The sequence below is a fragment of the Massilia sp. LC238 genome, from assembly GCF_000735635.1.
Classification (GTDB): Bacteria; Pseudomonadota; Gammaproteobacteria; order Burkholderiales; family Burkholderiaceae_D; genus Telluria; species Telluria varians.
In genome coordinates, this window is record NZ_JNNN01000025.1 from 13449 (window position 1) to 29103 (window position 15655).

13 protein-coding genes are annotated in these 15655 nt (G+C 68.1%); 11 read left to right on the plus strand and 2 right to left on the minus strand.

Annotated elements, in window-relative coordinates; translation table 11 throughout:
- The first annotated feature begins 65 nt into the window (after positions 1-65).
- The gene (locus FG94_RS05410) at positions 66-1985 is read left to right on the plus strand and encodes a glycosyltransferase family A protein (RefSeq protein ID WP_036208134.1); all 1920 of its coding nucleotides are present in this window, start codon (positions 66-68) and stop codon (positions 1983-1985) included.
- Here FG94_RS05410 and FG94_RS05415 read toward each other — a convergent pair.
- Positions 1982-3289 (minus strand): metal-dependent hydrolase, encoded by a 1308-nt coding sequence (locus FG94_RS05415; protein ID WP_229445868.1) that lies wholly within the window; start codon positions 3287-3289, stop codon positions 1982-1984. The genes FG94_RS05410 and FG94_RS05415 overlap by 4 nt on opposite strands.
- Before the next feature lie 173 nt (positions 3290-3462).
- Here FG94_RS05415 and FG94_RS05420 point away from each other — a divergent pair, with 173 nt between their 5' ends.
- From FG94_RS05420 to ccoS, 5 genes are all read left to right on the plus strand, one after another.
- Entirely contained in the window at positions 3463-5028 is a 1566-nt protein-coding gene (locus FG94_RS05420) for a PAS domain-containing methyl-accepting chemotaxis protein (RefSeq protein ID WP_036208139.1), read from the plus strand.
- Positions 5029-5354: 326 nt separating this feature from the next.
- Positions 5355-6839: an oxygen-independent coproporphyrinogen III oxidase gene (gene hemN, locus FG94_RS05425; protein ID WP_081925818.1), complete on the plus strand. Its 1485-nt coding sequence runs from the start codon at positions 5355-5357 to the stop codon at positions 6837-6839.
- Positions 6836-7621: a sulfite exporter TauE/SafE family protein gene (locus FG94_RS05430; protein WP_027863620.1), complete on the plus strand. Its 786-nt coding sequence runs from the start codon at positions 6836-6838 to the stop codon at positions 7619-7621. Before hemN ends, FG94_RS05430 begins: the two co-directional genes overlap by 4 nt.
- Positions 7618-10098 carry a heavy metal translocating P-type ATPase gene (locus FG94_RS05435; RefSeq protein WP_081925819.1) on the plus strand — a complete coding sequence of 827 codons (2481 nt, stop codon included), beginning with the start codon at positions 7618-7620 and terminating at the stop codon, positions 10096-10098. Before FG94_RS05430 ends, FG94_RS05435 begins: the two co-directional genes overlap by 4 nt.
- Before the next feature lies 1 nt (position 10099).
- The gene (gene ccoS, locus FG94_RS05440; RefSeq protein WP_036208143.1) at positions 10100-10249 is read left to right on the plus strand and encodes a cbb3-type cytochrome oxidase assembly protein CcoS; all 150 of its coding nucleotides are present in this window, start codon (positions 10100-10102) and stop codon (positions 10247-10249) included.
- 181 nt (positions 10250-10430) lie between these two features.
- Here ccoS and FG94_RS05445 read toward each other — a convergent pair whose 3' ends face one another.
- Positions 10431-10829 (minus strand): TraR/DksA family transcriptional regulator, encoded by a 399-nt coding sequence (locus FG94_RS05445; RefSeq protein WP_036208145.1) that lies wholly within the window; start codon positions 10827-10829, stop codon positions 10431-10433.
- A gap of 217 nt (positions 10830-11046) precedes the next feature.
- Between FG94_RS05445 and ccoN the strand changes: the two genes are divergently transcribed.
- From ccoN to ccoG, 5 genes are read left to right on the plus strand one after another with little or no spacing between them, the layout of a single operon-like run.
- The gene (ccoN, locus tag FG94_RS05450) at positions 11047-12507 is read left to right on the plus strand and encodes a cytochrome-c oxidase, cbb3-type subunit I (protein ID WP_051996255.1); all 1461 of its coding nucleotides are present in this window, start codon (positions 11047-11049) and stop codon (positions 12505-12507) included.
- 16 nt (positions 12508-12523) lie between these two features.
- Positions 12524-13144, plus strand: coding sequence for a cytochrome-c oxidase, cbb3-type subunit II (gene ccoO, locus FG94_RS05455; protein ID WP_036208150.1), 621 nt, complete (start codon positions 12524-12526; stop codon positions 13142-13144).
- A gap of 1 nt (position 13145) precedes the next feature.
- Complete coding sequence (locus FG94_RS05460) at positions 13146-13316, plus strand: cbb3-type cytochrome c oxidase subunit 3 (protein ID WP_036208152.1); 171 nt, start codon at positions 13146-13148, stop codon at positions 13314-13316.
- Complete coding sequence (gene ccoP / locus FG94_RS05465; protein ID WP_036208156.1) at positions 13309-14256, plus strand: cytochrome-c oxidase, cbb3-type subunit III; 948 nt, start codon at positions 13309-13311, stop codon at positions 14254-14256. The genes FG94_RS05460 and ccoP overlap by 8 nt, the downstream gene beginning before the upstream one ends.
- Entirely contained in the window at positions 14253-15641 is a 1389-nt protein-coding gene (gene ccoG / locus FG94_RS05470; protein WP_036208159.1) for a cytochrome c oxidase accessory protein CcoG, read from the plus strand. Before ccoP ends, ccoG begins: the two co-directional genes overlap by 4 nt.
- Positions 15642-15655 lie beyond the last annotated feature (14 nt).

A 15655-nucleotide genomic window follows, 5' to 3' on the forward strand; every position in this document is an offset into this window, starting at 1 on the left:
CCTGCCGCAAACGCGGCCGGGCGCCGCCTTCTAATCTGGGGAGGCTCCCACAACCAGCCATCGCCATGAGCAGCCAGCCGTCCGTCCCCGATTCCCCGCGCGTGAGCGTACTCATGCCCACCTTCGAGCAGGCGGCCTTCATCGGCCGCGCCCTCGACAGCCTGTGGGCGCAGACCTATTCCGACTGGGAGCTCGTCATCGTCGACGACGGCTCCTGCGACGACACCGCCAGCGCCCTGGCGCCCTGGCTGGCCGACTCCCGGGTGCGCTACCTGCGCTTCGACAGCAATGGCGGACTGGGCCGCGCCATCAACGCCGGCCTCGACGCCGCGCGCGGCGAACTGCTGGCCTACCTGCCGAGCGACGACGTCTGGTATGCCGGGCACCTGGCGCAGCTGGTCGCCTGCCTCGAGCGCGAACCCGGCGCGGTGCTGGCTTATGCCGGCGTGCGCCACCACTACAACCGCAGCGCCGCCGGCATCGTTCCGGGAGAATGCCTGCAACCCGTGCAATGCCTGCACCGCCGCACCGCGCTGCGCTGGCGCGAGCACGCCGAGCTCGAGAGCGACGACCTCGACCGCGTGTTCTGGACCGGGCTGCGCGCCCAGGGGCCGTTTGTGGCGACCGGGGAGATCAGCTGCGAGTGGGTCGACCATCCGGGCCAGCGCCACAAGCGCATGCGCGAGCCGCTCGGGGGCATCAACCCCTTCCGCCAGCACTACCGGGTAGCCGGACCGCTGCGCTTCCATACCAGCACCGGCAACCCCATCGACGAGGAGCGGCTGTATGCGCAGGTGCGCGCGGCCCGCCCGCAGGGCCCACGCAAGGGCTTGAAGATCGTGCTGGCCGGCGAGCTGGCCTACAACGCCGACCGCGTGCTGGCGCTGGAGGCCCTGGGACACCGGCTGTACGGATTGTGGACGCCGACACCGAGCTGGTTCAACACGGTCGGGCCACTGCCTTTCGGCCAGGTCGAGGAGCTGCCGCGCCATGGCTGGCGCGAGGCGCTGGCGCGCATCGAACCCGACCTCGTCTACGCCCAGCTCAACTGGCAGGCGGTGCCCTTTGCCCACGAAGTGCTGATGCACACGCCGGACATTCCCTTTGTCTGGCATTTCAAGGAAGGCCCCTTCATCTGCATCGAGAAGGGCATCTGGCCGCTGCTGGCCGACCTGGTGCGGCTGGCCGACGGCTGCATCTACAGCAGCCCTGAAATGCGCGACTGGTTCGCCACCGCCGTGCCCGGGCTTCCCGCCGCGCGCCCTGCGCCCCGTCTTGAACATGTGCTCGACGGCGACCTGCCGCGCCGCGCCTGGTTCCTGCAGGAGCGCTCGCCCCTGTTGTCCGCAGCGGGCGCGGGCGGCCAGGTGCACACCGTGGTGCCGGGGCGGCCGATCGGGCTGCATCCGCCCACGGTGGCCGAGCTGGCGCGCCACGGCATCCACCTGCATTTCTATGGAGACTTTACGCAGGGCCAGTGGCGCGAGTGGATAAGGACAGCACAGGCGCTGGCCCCGGAACACCTGCACCTGCACCGGAACGTCGACCCGGACGGATGGGTGCGCGAATTCTCGCAATACGACGCCGGCTGGCTGCACGTGTTTCGCAGCCGGAACGGCGGCGACATCCGGCGCGCCGACTGGGACGACCTGAACATTCCGGCGCGTGCCGCGACCCTGGCGGCGGCCGGGCTGCCGATGATCCAGTTCGACAACGGCGGCGCCATCGTGGCGGCCCAGGCGCTGGCCCGGCGCCTCGGCATCGGGGTGTTCTTCGACAGCATCGAGGACCTGGCGCGCCAGCTGCACGACTGCGCCGCCATGGCCGCGCTGCGCGAGCGCGTGTGGCAGGTGCGCGACGGCTTCTGCTTCGACCTGCACGCGCCCGGCCTGGTAGACTTCTTCGGGCACGTCATCGCCCAGGCCGGCAGGCAGGGGAGGGTCCGGGCCGGCGGGCAGTTGCGAGCGCCGCTGCGCGCACGCTAGCGCGCTTGCTGCCCTTTCCAGCCGAGCAGATCTCCCCGCGGATAGCCCCATGCCGCCAGCGGCGACGGGCAGGGTTCGGCCGCGCGGGCGGCATACGGCAAGGTCGAGAAATTGGGCTGGTCGGGAGCGCCGAAGCGGATATCGGTGGCATTGCCCCCGGCCAGCGAAGGCACGCGGGCGAAGCGCAGCCAGGCATCGAAGTGGCAATTGGTTCGCTGCAGCGCGCGGAAGTCCTGAAGGCTGCCGCTCTCGCTGAATTTCCAGGCCAGTGCCGCTGTCGCCGCAGGCACGGCCCGGGCCGCCGCTTCGGCCCCCCGGCCCTGTTCGTCGCGCAGCACCGGCCTGCCGGCGGCGTCGCTTGCACTGTCGGGCACACCGCCGAAGCGTTCCGGGCATGCCCAGACCGGGCTCAGGCCGGGCGCCAGGCTGAGCACGCCGACCCGCACCCCATAGCTGCCGGCGGCCGGCTTGTCGGACACGGTGGCGAAGGACCAGCACAAGGGATTGGCCGGGAAGGACGACAGCGCGATGTCGAGTACGCGGCTGCCCGGCGCCACGCTCTCGTGCGCGCTGCGGATCTCGGCGCGCGCAAGCTGACCGCCCGCCGCCTGGATGCCGACGAAGCCCACGCAGGCGAAGAAGGCCGCCACCAGTCCGGCACGCGCCCCCAGCTTGAGACTGACGCCGGCGACCAGCAGCGCCACCGCGCCCAGCCCGGCCAGCGAGCCCCATTGCAGGAAGCCCATCCAGGTAAAGAGCACAGGCATGCCTGCAAAGAAGCCCAGCCCGAGCCAGCGCAAGCCGGTGCGCCGCGACAGCAGGGCCAGTGCAAAGCCGAGTGCGGTCCAGAACACGGGCTCGACAATGAAGACGAGGTCGCCGTACAGCCAGCGCGAATCGAAGGGGTGGAAGGGATGGACTCCATACACGTTCAGCCCGTCGAAGGACAGGTGCAGCACCATGCCCAGCAGGGCGGTGGCGACGACGGCGTGGCGGGCGCGGCGATCTTCCTGCAGCAGCCGGCGCGCTGCCGGCCACAGCAAGCAAGTCAGGGCCAGCAGCAGGAGTACCTGCGGCAGCGCGTACAGCAGGGTATGCGTGTGTCCGCGGTGGTGGATCAGGTAGCCCAGCGGCGCCGGCAGCAGCGGCGTGAGCACCAGGTCGAGGTCGGGGAAGTTACTGGCCAGCAGGCCGGTGAGCAGGAGGGCGCGGCGGCGGGTGCGGCCCCGGGCCGGATCGCTTGCCGCGGGCAGGGCGCGCTCGACCAGTTCTCCCAGGGCCAGGCCGACGAGCGAGTGTGTCATGTTGTCCATGCCAAAAGCTTACACCAATGGCAACGTTTGACGTAAATCAAGGTTTTTTGCTGGTTCTGCGCCGCGTGGTCACGGTTAAATTTGATCCAAGTCAAAAATTCTGACGATTCGCTTGCTAGAATCGTGCGCTGGATTTTATTGCCCATGGGCAACTAGGAGTCATCGTGCGAACCAACCTGCCGGTTACCGGCATCGAATACCTGTTACAGGAAGGCCAGTCCATCGTCTCGAAGACGGACACCAAGGGCCGCATCACCTACGTCAACCCCAGCTTTATCGAAGTCAGCGGCTTCGACGAGCACGAATTGCTCGGAAAGGCGCACAACATCGTCCGCCATCCGGACATGCCGCCCGAAGCATTTGCCGACCTGTGGCGCACGCTCCAGGCGGGCGAGCCCTGGACCGGCCTGGTCAAGAACCGTCGCAAGAACGGCGACTTCTACTGGGTGGTCGCCAACGTGGTGCCGGTCAAGGAGGGCGGACGCGTCACCGGCTACATGTCGGTGCGTACCGCGCCGAGCCGCGACCAGGTGGCGGCGGCCAGCGAGCTGTATCGGAAATTCCGCGCCGGCGAGGCGAAGGGGCTGACGATCCACCGTGGCGCCGCACGCCGCCTCGGCTGGCGCGCCCGCCTCGGTGCGCTGCGTTCGCTGCCGCTGTCGCGCCGCATCGGCATCATGATGGGCGGCCAGGCGGTGCTGATGGCCGGCCTCGGGCTGGCGGCGGACGGCTTGCTGTGGAAATTGCTGGCAGGCGCAGGCGTGGTGGCGACGCTGGCGGCCTGGGCCGAACTGCAGCGCACCATCGCCCGTCCCCTGCGCGAGGCCACCGCCGCCGTGTATGCGCTGGCCGGCGGCGACCTGTCGCATCCATGCGAGCCGGGCCGCAACGACGAGATCGGCCGCCTGCAGCTGGCGCTGCGCCAGCTGAACGTCAACCTGAAGGCCATCGTCGGCGACGTGCGCCGCAACGTGGGCTCGATCGAGCATGCGACCCGCGAGATCGCGGCCGGCAACGGCGACCTGGCCAGCCGTACCGAAGCCCAGGCGGCCAGCCTCGAGCAGACCGCGAGCAGCCTGGCGCAGATCGCCGCGGCGGCCGGCCACAACACCGACAGCGCGGTACGCGCCGACGGCCTGGTCGTGGCGGCCTCGAACGTCGCCGGACGCGGCGGCGAGGCCGTGGGCCGGGTGGGCGACACCATGGGCCACATCAGCGCCTCGGCCACCCGCATCGTGGACATCATCGGCCTGATCGACGGCATTGCCTTCCAGACCAATATCCTGGCGCTGAACGCGGCGGTGGAGGCGGCCCGTGCCGGCGAGCAGGGGCGCGGCTTCGCCGTCGTCGCCGGCGAGGTGCGCAGCCTGGCGCAGCGCTCGGCCGCGGCGGCCAAGGAAATCAAGACCCTCATCGAAACCTCGGTGCGGCAGGTCGGCGAAGGCAATGTGCTGGTGGGCGACGCCGGCCAGACCATGCGCGAAGTGGTCGCCAAGGTAGCCGAAGCGGCCGCGATCATGAACGGCATCACTGGCGCCAGCCGCGAGCAGGGCGCCGGCATCGCCCAGGTGAACGCGGCCATGGCCCAGCTCGACCAGATCACCCGCGAGAACGCCGCCCTGGTGGAGGAATCGGCGAATGCCTCGGCCAACGTGGCCGACGAGGCCTTCCACCTGGTGCAGGCATTGTCGGTGTTCAAGCTCGACGAGCAGGCGCCGGCGCGGCGCTGAATGCTCGCCGGTGCGGTACGGTAGGGTGGGCGGCTCCACCCAGCAGGCAGAGAAGAGGCGCCGCGTGCGCCGCCCACGCGGTGATTGTTATCGGCTCCGTCATCGCGCCGGATGATCTCGCTGCGAACTATCGCCGCGTGGGCGGCGCGAATGGCACCGCTCATCACCTTGTGACATAGAGCCGCCCACCCTACGCACCATCTGCTTCAGCAGACTCGTCCGTATTTGATGCAAGTCAAGGATTTCCAAGACGCTGATCAATAAACTGCCTGTTATTCGAGCCGTTTTGCAGTTCCGCAAACCGGCAGCAGCAGGAGTTGATTGACATGCATGCAACAGTGTTACCGGCCGTGGGCAAGCCCGTGGTTCCCATTCTTGCCCACCCGGCAACCCAGACCGTCGCAACTTCCAGCGTCGACGTCGACGTCGACCTGCTCAAGCGCCTCGGCAAGAACGGCCCGCGCTATACCTCGTATCCGACCGCCGACCGCTTCGGCGAGGAATTCGGTTACCGCGACTACCTGCATGCCGTGGCCGGCCTGCGCACCCGCGGCGGCGCCCGCCCGCTGTCGCTCTACCTGCACATTCCGTTCTGCGACACGGTCTGCTACTACTGCGCCTGCAACAAGATCGTCACCAAAAAGCGCGACAAGGCCGCGACCTATCTCTCCTACCTGAAGCGCGAGATCGCCATGCAGGGCGCGCTGTTCGCCGGCATGAACGAGGTCGAGCAGCTGCATTTCGGCGGCGGCACCCCGACCTATCTTTCCGACGCCCAGATGGACGACTTGATGGCCCACCTGCGCCGCAACTTCCGCTTCGCGCCGGACGAGGTAGGCGAATACTCGATCGAGGTCGATCCGCGCACCGTTTCAAGCGAGCGGGTGCATACCTTGCGGCGGCAGGGCTTCAACCGCATCAGCCTGGGCGTGCAGGACTTCGACCCCGAGGTGCAGCGCGCCGTCAACCGCGTTCAGCCCGAGCATGAAACGCGTGCGGTGATCGATGCCGCGCGCGCCGCCGGCTTCCGCTCGGTGAGCATCGACCTGATCTACGGCCTGCCGAAGCAGACCCTGGAGACGATGCGCCAGACCCTCGACAAGGTGGTGGCGGCAAGCCCGGACCGCATCGCCGTCTACCATTACGCCCACATGCCGCACCTGTTCAAGCCGCAGCGCCGCATCGTGGAAGCCGACATGCCGTCCAGCGACACCAAGCTCGCGATGCTCCAGCTGTGCATCGAACGCCTGGGCGCGGCCGGCTACGTCTACATTGGCATGGACCATTTCGCCAAGCCGGACGACGACCTCGCCGTGGCCCAGCGCCAGGGCCGCCTGCACCGCAACTTCCAGGGTTACTCGACCCATGCCGACACCGACCTGGTGGCCTGCGGCGTCTCGGCCATCGGCGCGGTGGGCGCCACCTACAGCCAGAACGTCAAGACCCTCGAGGAATACTACGACCTGCTCGACCAGAACGAGCTGCCGGTGGCGCGCGGTATCCGGCTCGGCATGGACGACGCGCTGCGCCGCAGCCTGATCCAGAAGTTGATGTGCCAGTTCGAGGTGTCGATCCCGGCGCTGGAGCAGGCCTTTCCGATCGTGTTCCGCGACTACTTCGCGCCCGAGCTGGCGCGCCTGCGCCAGATGGAAGAGGACGGCCTGGTGAGCGTCGGTCCGGAATGGCTGACCGTGACCATGAAGGGACGCCTCCTGATCCGCAACGTGTGCATGGTGTTCGACCGCTACCTCGCTCCGAAGAGTGAGGGGCCGTGCCGCGACATGTCGCGGCACCATTCGCAGACCATATGAACGTCAGCCTGTTCCCGGTATTCCTGGTCGGCCTGGCCGGCAGTGTCCACTGCGCCGGCATGTGCGGCGGCATCGTGGGCGCACTGTCGGTCGCGCCGCGGCCTGCATTCCCGGTCCCGGTGCGCACCGTGGCCGTCCAGCGCCTGGCGCCGGTGGCTGCGCACGTGGGCGCCTACAACGCCGGTCGCATCGCCAGCTATGCCACTGCCGGCGCCCTGGCCGGCGGCCTGGCGGGCGGCGCGGCCAGGCTTGCCGGGCTGCCGGCGCTGCAGCTCGGGGCCTACGTGCTGGCCAACCTGATGCTGGTGGCGCTGGGACTTTACCTGATGGATGCCTGGCGCGGCCTGGCGCTGCTGGAGCGAAGCGGGCAGGCGCTGTGGCGCCGCATTTCCCCGCTGCTGCGCCAGCTCGGTCCGGGCGCCACGCCGGGACGCATGTTCGCGGCCGGCGCGCTGTGGGGCTGGCTGCCTTGCGGGATGGTCTACAGCATGCTGGTGACGGCCATGCTGAGCGGCTCCGCGCTGGGTGGCGCCAGCGTGATGCTGGCCTTCGGGCTGGGCACGCTGCCGATGCTGGCGGCGATCGGCATGGCCGGGGTGCGCCTGCGCACCCTGTTCCAGCTGCGCCAGGTGCGCCTGGCCTGCGGCCTGCTGATCCTCGGCTTCGGCCTGCTCGGGCTGTGGCGCGCCGCCGGCGGGATGTCCGCGCCCGGCGCCGCGGCCCACGGGATGTGGGCCCACTGGATCGACGTCCTGTGCGTGGCGTCGGGAGCTGAAGCATGAGCGCGGTGCTGGCACAGGTCGCGCCGCCGGTAGGGGCGGTGGAGGGCGCCGAGGCAGCCGCCGCCAACGATGCCCTGCGCAGCGCCGACCTCGGCGCCGCCGCCGCGGGCTGCTTTCACTGCGGCTCCCCGGTCCCGGAAGGCAGCCGTTGGCAGGCCCGGGTCGACGGCGCGCCGCGCAGCATGTGCTGTCCCGGCTGCGCCGCCGCGGCCGAGGCGATCGTCGCCGGCGGCTTCGCCGACTATTACAGCGTGCGTACCGAATACGCGGCATCGAATGCCGCCAGGGCGGACGAACCCGAGCTGGCGCTGTTCGACCAGCAAGGCATGCAGGGCGAGGGCAGCTTCTCGATCGAAGGGGTGCGCTGCGGCGCCTGCGTCTGGCTGGTCGAGCGCCGCCTGGGGCAACTGGCCGGCGTGCAGGAAGTGGCGCTGAACGTCGCCACCGGGCGCGTGTTCGTGCGCTGGGACCCGGCCCTGTGCCGCCCCAGCGCGATCGTGCGCGCATTGCGCGCCATCGGCTACTTCGCCGCGCCCTACGACGCCCAGCGCCATGCCGAACGGATCGAGCGCGCACGCCGCACCCTGTTCCGCCAGCTGTTCGTGGCCGGCCTGTCGATGATGCAGGTGATGATGTATGCGGTGCCGGTCTACCTGGCCGAAGACGGCAGCATGGACGCCGACATGCGCGCGCTGATGGCTTGGGCCTCGTTCGCGCTGACCCTGCCGGCCGTGTTCTATTCGGCCCTGCCTTTCTTCGCGGGCGCCTGGCGCGACGTCAAGCGCGGCGTGCCCGGCATGGACGTGCCGGTGGCGCTGGGCATCGCGGCCGCCTTCGCCGGCAGCTGCGCCACGCTCCTCTCGGGCAAGGGCGAGGTCTACTTCGACTCGATCACGATGTTCGTGTTCCTGCTGCTGGGCAGCCGCTACCTCGAGCTGGGCGCGCGCCGGCGCGCCACCCAGGCGCTCGACACCCTGCGCGGCGGGGTGCCGGCCTCGGGCCTGCGCCTGCTCGGCGATCCGGCCGCGCGCGATACCGAGCTGGTGCCGGCGTCAAGCCTGGCGGTGGGCGAACTGGTGCTGGTGCCGCCGGGACGGGCGGTGCCGGCGGACGGAGTCATCGATGAGGGCACGACCGAGCTGGATTTCTCGCTGCTGACCGGCGAAAGCCGGACCCGCCGCATGGGACCGGGCGAGGTGCTGCCGGGCGGCGCCGTCAATGCCGGCCAGGCTATCGTGGTGCGCATCACCGCGTCGGCGCGCGACAGCACGCTGGCGATGCTGGTCAGGCTGGTCGAACGGGCCGGCCAGGGCAAGCCGGCGATCGCGCTGTGGGCCGACCGCGTCGCCGCCTGGTTCGTGCTGGCCCTGCTGGTCTTGAGCGCGGCGGTCTACCTGATCTGGAGCACGGTCGACCCCGAACGTGCCTGGCATGCGGCAGTGGCGGTGCTGGTGGTGTCCTGCCCATGCGCGCTGTCGCTGGCTACCCCGACCGCGCTGGCGGCGGCCACCGACCGGCTGCTGCGCCGCGGCGTGCTGGCCGTCGCCCCGCATACGCTGGAAACCTTCGAGCGCGCCACCCATGTCGTGTTCGACAAGACCGGCACCCTGACCCTGGGCCGCCCGGTGCTACGCCAGGTGCAGCCGGTCGGTGCGCTCGACAGCGACCTGTGCCTGCGCATCGGCGCCGCGCTGCAGGCCGATAACTCCCATCCGATCGGCATGGCGATCCGCGCCGCGATGCCCGGCCACGGCTTGAGCGCGCGCGGCTTGCGCGCCGACATCGGGCGCGGCATCGAAGGCAGCATCGACGGCGTCGTCTACCGCATCGGCACCGCGGACTACGTCCAGGAGCTGGCCGGCGGCGTGGTGGGTTCGGCGGCGCCGGCCGGCACCAGCACCGCCTGGCTGGCCTGCGAAGGCCAGTGGCTGGCGCGCTTCGACCTGTCCGACGCACTGCGCGAGGAGGCCCGGGAGGTGGTGCGGCGCTTCCAGCGCGGCGGCAAGACCGTGATCCTGCTCAGCGGCGACGACCAGGCCGCAACGGCTGCGGTGGCGCGCCAGCTCGGCATCGCCAGCGCCTTCGGCGGCCGCCTGCCGGCCGAGAAGCTCGCCTTCGTGCGCGAGCTGCAGGCCGATGGCGCGGTGGTGGCGATGGTGGGCGACGGCAGCAACGATGCGGCCGTGCTGCGCGGCGCCGACGTTTCCTTCGCCATGGGACGCGGCGCCGAACTGGCCCAGGTGCATGCCGACGGCGTGCTGCTGGGCGACAGCCTGCTGCCGCTGGCCGACGCCGCCGTTACCGCGCGCCGCACCCTGGCGGTGATCCGCCAGAACCTGATCTGGGCCTCGGTCTACAACCTGGCCGCGATCCCGGCGGCGGCGACCGGCTTGCTCAACCCCTGGCTGTCCGGCATCGGCATGGCGGCCAGCTCGGCGATCGTGGTGCTGAACGCGCTGCGGCTGCGCAAGGACTGATATGGAAGCACTGTATTTGTTGATACCCCTGAGCGTGATCCTGGTCGCGCTGGCGGTATGGATCTTCTTCGGGGCGGCGGACAGCGGGCAGTTCGAGGACCTCGAAGGGCCGGGGATGCGGATCCTGGTGGACGATGATCGGCCGGGTTGATCGCGTTTATTGATAGCGTATGAACGTCGTCCCGGCGAAGGCCGGGACCCAAGTTCGTTGCGTACCACAAGCACTTACGTAGGCGGTATTCGAAAAAAATTGGATTCCGGCCTTCGCCGGAATGACGACTCACGAGCTAACGAATAAGAGCAGTGCGAGGGCTGTTCAGATATTCCTCGATCTACATCGACGGTCCGCGCCCGGTATGCTGGTCTTTCTCGAGCTGTTCCTGGCATGCGATGCACAGCCGCACCGTGGGCGTGGCCAGCAGGCGCGCGTCCGGGATGTCGCGCCCGCAGGATTCGCAGATGCCGGCGCCGCCCGATTCGAGCTTGCCGATGGCGACGTCGATCTCGTGCAGGAGGCTTGATTCGTGGTCGGCCAGGTGCTGCTCGTTGTGGCTGATCATTTCCGATTGCGGCGCATCGTCGCTCTGGCCCTGGTGGGCGAGGGGACCGATGGCTGGCGCTTCGTCATCTTGCGGGCCGGTGCGCGAGCGCACGGTGTCGAGCAAATCTTGGCGCGCCTGGTGCAGGCGCTTGCTGAGTTCTTCCGATACGGATTGCGATAGAGGCGGCATGGCGCGGTTCCTTCCTTTCCGAGTGTCCGTCGAGATCCTTGAATGATCTCAAATCGCAGCCTTGATTTTTCAGTCAACACGCCTCGCGCACTCGGCCGCAAGATGCTGTTGCATAGCTCATCTGATGCTGAACAATTTGATTCACATCAAGGATTTTTGCACTGCGAAAAACGACACTCCTGATTGTCATCCATCAAGGTATTTTCAGGAGAGCATCTTGGACACCAGTCTAAACTATAACTACAAGATCGTGCGCCAGTTTGCCATCGCGACCGTCGTGTGGGGCGTGATCGGCATGGCCGCCGGCGTCTTCATCGCGGCGCAGCTGGCCTGGCCCGCGCTGAATTTCGACATCGCCTGGCTGAGCTACGGACGCCTGCGCCCGCTGCACACCAATGCGGTGATCTTCGCCTTCGGCATCTGCGGCCTGTTCGCCACTTCCTACTACGTGGTGCAGCGCACCTGCCAGGTGCGGCTGTTCTCGGACAAACTGGCCAGCTTCACCTTCTGGGGCTGGCAGGCGGTGCTGGTGTCGGCCGCGATCTCGCTGCCGATGGGCTTCACCCGCGGCAAGGAATACGCCGAGCTCGAATGGCCGATCGCGATCCTGATCACCGTGGTCTGGGTGGCCTATGCGGTGGTCTTCTTCGGCACCATCATCAAGCGCCGCGTCCAGCACATCTACGTGGCCAACTGGTTCTTCGGCGCCTACATCCTGGCGGTCGCCATCCTGCACGTGGTGAACGGCGCGGTGATGCCGGTGTCGGCGATGAAGTCCTACTCGGCCTACGCCGGCGTGCAGGACGCGATGATCCAGTGGTGGTACGGCCATAACGCGGTGGGCTTCATCCTGACCGCCGGCTACCTCGGCATGGTCTATTACTTCATCCCGAAGCAGGCCGAGCGCCCGGTGTATTCCTACCGCCTGTCGATCGTGCACTTCTGGGCCCTGATCTTCACCTACATGTGGGCCGGCCCGCACCACCTGCACTACACCGCGCTGCCCGACTGGACCCAGTCGATCGGCATGGTGTTCTCGCTGATCCTGCTGGCGCCCTCCTGGGGCGGCATGATCAACGGGATCATGACCCTGTCGGGCGCCTGGCACAAGCTGCGCTCGGACCCGATCCTGAAGTTCCTGATCGTCTCGCTGTCCTTCTACGGCATGGCCACCTTCGAGGGCCCGATGATGTCGATCAAGACCATCAACTCGCTGTCGCACTACACCGACTGGACCGTCGCCCACGTCCATGCCGGCGCCCTGGGCTGGGTCGGCTTCATCACCATGGGTTCGATCTACTACCTGATCCCGCGCCTGGCTGGGAAAAAGCAGATGTGGAGCCTGACGCTTGTCGATACCCATTTCTGGGTGGCCACCATCGGCATCGTCCTGTACATCGCCTCGATGTGGATCGCCGGCGTGATGCAGGGCCTGATGTGGCGCGCGGTGAACCCGGACGGCACCCTGACGTATACCTTCGCCGAAAGCGTCAAGGCCACCTATCCCTACTACGTGATCCGCTTCACCGGCGGCTTCCTGTACCTGTCGGGCATGGCGATCATGGCCTTCAATACCTGGAAGACGCTGAGCGGCACGAAGAGCGTGGATGCCCTGATCCCGCTTGGGCCGGCCAAGCCGCATCCGAACCACGTGCAGCCCGAAGCGGCGCACGCCTGAACCACCGGAGCACACAATGAAGAAGAAGTTTACGCATGAATGGATCGAGAAGAACCCCTGGCTCCTGATCGGCCTGGTGCTGCTCGTGATCTCCTTCGGCGGCCTGGTCGAGATCGTGCCGCTGTTCTTCCAGAAGTCCACCACCGAGCCGGTGGCGGGATTGAAGCCCTACTCGCCGCTGCGCCTGGCCGGGCGCGACGTCTACATCCGCGAAGGCTGCTACAACTGCCATTCGCAGATGATCCGGCCGTTCCGCGCCGAGACCGAGCGCTACGGCCACTATTCGGTCGCGGGCGAATTCGTCTACGACCACCCGTTCCAGTGGGGCTCGAAGCGCACCGGTCCCGACCTGGCCCGCGTGGGCGGCCGCTACAGCGACGAATGGCACCGCACCCACCTCGACAACCCGCGCGACGTGGTGCCGGAATCGAACATGCCGGGCTATCCGTGGCTGGCCAAGGCCAAGCTGGACCCGAGCGAGATCATCCCGAAGATGCGCGCGATGCGCCGCCTGGGCGTGCCCTACACCGAGGCCGAGATCGCCGCCGCCCCGAGCGAGGTGACGGGCAAGACCGAGCAGGACGCATTGATCGCGTACCTGCAGGGCCTGGGCACCCAGATCAAGACGAGGAACTAACATGGCACTCCAACAAATCTTTGATGACGCAAGCAGCGTCATGACGGTGATCAGCTTCGTGACCTTCCTGGGCATCGTCGGCTGGACCTACGTGCTGCGCAAGGGCAGCGATTTCGACAAGGCTGCCGCGCTGCCCTTCGCGGACGAGGCAGGGGAGAACGAGCGTGGCTGATTTCTTCAACGAGTTCTGGCACTGGTACGTGGCCGTCATCACGGTGCTGTCGATCCTGGGCTGCGGCATCCTGCTGTGGTCGCAGTCGAGCTACCGCGTCAAGCTGGGCGCCGACGGCACGCCCGAGAAAACCACCGGCCACGTCTGGGACGAAGACCTGACCGAACTGAACACGCCGATGCCGCGCTGGTGGATCGTGCTGTTCTGGCTCACCATCGTGTTCGGCTTTGCCTACCTGGCCTTGTATCCGGGCCTGGGCAGCTATGCCGGCAAGCTGGGCTGGACGACCACCGGCGAGTACAGGGCCGAGCTGAAACAGGCCAGGCTTGAGTTCGGCCCGCTGTTCGCCAAATACGCCAACCAGGACCTGAAGCTGGTCGCCGCCGACCCGCAGGCCCATGCCATCGGCGAACGCCTGTTCCTGACCTATTGCGCGCAGTGCCACGGGTCGGATGCGCGCGGCAGCAAGGGTTTCCCCAACCTGGCCGACCGCGACTGGCTGCACGGCGGCGAGCCCGACGTCATCAAGCAGAGCATCATGCAGGGCCGGGTCGGCGTCATGCCGCCGATGGGCGCGGCGCTCGGTTCGGACAAGGACATCGAAAGCGTGGCCCATTATGTGCGCGACCTGTCCGGCCTGCCGGCGGACCCGATCAAGGTCGCCTTCGGCAAGCCGAAGTTTGCCGCCTGCGTGGCCTGCCACGGCGTGAAAGGCGAGGGCAATCCGGCCATGGGAGCGCCCAACCTGGCGGACAAGACCTGGCTGTACGGCGGCAGCCCGGAAACCGTGATGGAGACCATCCGCAAGGGCCGCACCAACACCATGCCGGCCTTCGGCGAGTTCCTCGGCGAAGAGAAGGTGCACGTGCTGGCAGCCTACGTATGGAGCCTGTCGAACGGGGCGGAATTGAAACCCATCGTGACGGCGCAAGCAAAATGAACTCCCCTCAGGAGGCGGTGGTCCGCCTGTACGCGGCGCGCGAAGAGATCTACCCGCGCGAGATCAAGGGCCGCTATGCCTCGCTGCGCTGGGCCTGCGTCTGGCTCACCCAGCTGCTGTTCTACGGCCTGCCATGGTTCGAGATGCACGGCCGCCAGGCGGTGCTGTTCGACCTGGCCAGCCGCAAGTTCTATCTGTTCGGACTGGTGCTGTGGCCGCAGGACTTCATCTACCTGGCCGCGCTGCTGATCCTGTGCGCCTACGGGCTGTTCCTGGTGACGGCGGTGGCGGGCCGGGTGTGGTGCGGCTTCGCCTGCCCGCAGACGGTCTACACCGAGATCTTCCTGTGGATCGAGCGCAAGTTCGAAGGCGCGCGCAGCAGCCGCATCCGCCTCGACCGCCAGCCCTGGACGCTGGAAAAGATCGCGCGAAAGGGCGGCAAGCACGCGGCCTGGGGCCTGGTGGCGCTGTGGACCGGCTTTACCTTTGTCGGCTATTTCACCCCGGTGCGCGAGCTGAGCTTCGACATCGCGACGTTCGGGCTGGGACCATGGGAAAGCTTCTGGGTACTGTTCTATGGGCTCGCCACCTACGGCAACGCCGGCTGGCTGCGCGAGCAGGTGTGCAAGTACATGTGCCCGTATGCGCGCTTCCAGAGCGCGATGTTCGACAAGGACACCCTGATCGTCACCTACGACGCCGCCCGCGGCGAGCCGCGTGGCGCGGTCCATGCCCGCACCGGGACCCCGAATGGCGGCGACTGCATCGACTGCAGCATGTGCGTGCAGGTATGCCCGACCGGGATCGACATCCGCAAGGGCCTGCAGTACGAATGCATCGGCTGCGCCGCCTGCGTGGACGCCTGCAACGGCGTGATGGACAAGGTGGAGCGGCCGCGCGGCCTGATCCGCTATGCGACCGAGAACGCGCTGGCGGCGAAACTCTCTCCGCGCCAGGTGCGGCGGCGCGTATTGCGTCCGCGCGTGATGATCTATGCCGCGGTGCTGGCGATCCTCGGCAGCGCCATGGTCGCCTCGCTGGCGCTGCGCAACCCGCTCAAGCTGGACGTGATCCGCGACCGCGGCTCGATGGGCCGGGAAGTCGACGACGGGATGATCGAGAACGTGTACCGGCTGCAGGTGATGAACACGCTGGAACAGGCGCAGCGCCTGCGCATCACGGTGGACGGCATCGCCTCGGCGAACGTGGTGGACGAGGACGTGGTCGAGATCGATGCGGCCACCACGCGCGCCGTGCCGGTGCGGGTGCGCATCGCCGGTGGAGATGGCCGGCCCGGCTCGAACCGGATCGCCTTCACGCTGGCATCGACAGACGGCGCCGCGCTGCAGGTGACGGAAGAAGCGGCATTCATCGTGCCCAAGTAAAAAGGAGCAAACAA

Bases quoted from the DNA above. Each gene is read 5' to 3' on its own strand.
- FG94_RS05410 (WP_036208134.1), top strand. From the start codon at position 66: ATGAGCAGCCAGCCGTCCGTCCCCGATTCCCCGCGCGTGAGCGTACTC.
- FG94_RS05415 (WP_229445868.1), bottom strand. From the start codon at position 3,289: ATGACACACTCGCTCGTCGGCCTGGCCCTGGGAGAACTGGTCGAGCGC.
- hemN (WP_081925818.1), top strand. From the start codon at position 5,355: ATGCATGCAACAGTGTTACCGGCCGTGGGCAAGCCCGTGGTTCCCATT.
- FG94_RS05430 (WP_027863620.1), top strand. From the start codon at position 6,836: ATGAACGTCAGCCTGTTCCCGGTATTCCTGGTCGGCCTGGCCGGCAGT.
- FG94_RS05435 (WP_081925819.1), top strand. From the start codon at position 7,618: ATGAGCGCGGTGCTGGCACAGGTCGCGCCGCCGGTAGGGGCGGTGGAG.
- ccoS (WP_036208143.1), top strand. From the start codon at position 10,100: ATGGAAGCACTGTATTTGTTGATACCCCTGAGCGTGATCCTGGTCGCG.
- FG94_RS05445 (WP_036208145.1), bottom strand. From the start codon at position 10,829: ATGCCGCCTCTATCGCAATCCGTATCGGAAGAACTCAGCAAGCGCCTG.
- ccoO (WP_036208150.1), top strand. From the start codon at position 12,524: ATGAAGAAGAAGTTTACGCATGAATGGATCGAGAAGAACCCCTGGCTC.
- FG94_RS05460 (WP_036208152.1), top strand. From the start codon at position 13,146: ATGGCACTCCAACAAATCTTTGATGACGCAAGCAGCGTCATGACGGTG.
- ccoG (WP_036208159.1), top strand. From the start codon at position 14,253: ATGAACTCCCCTCAGGAGGCGGTGGTCCGCCTGTACGCGGCGCGCGAA.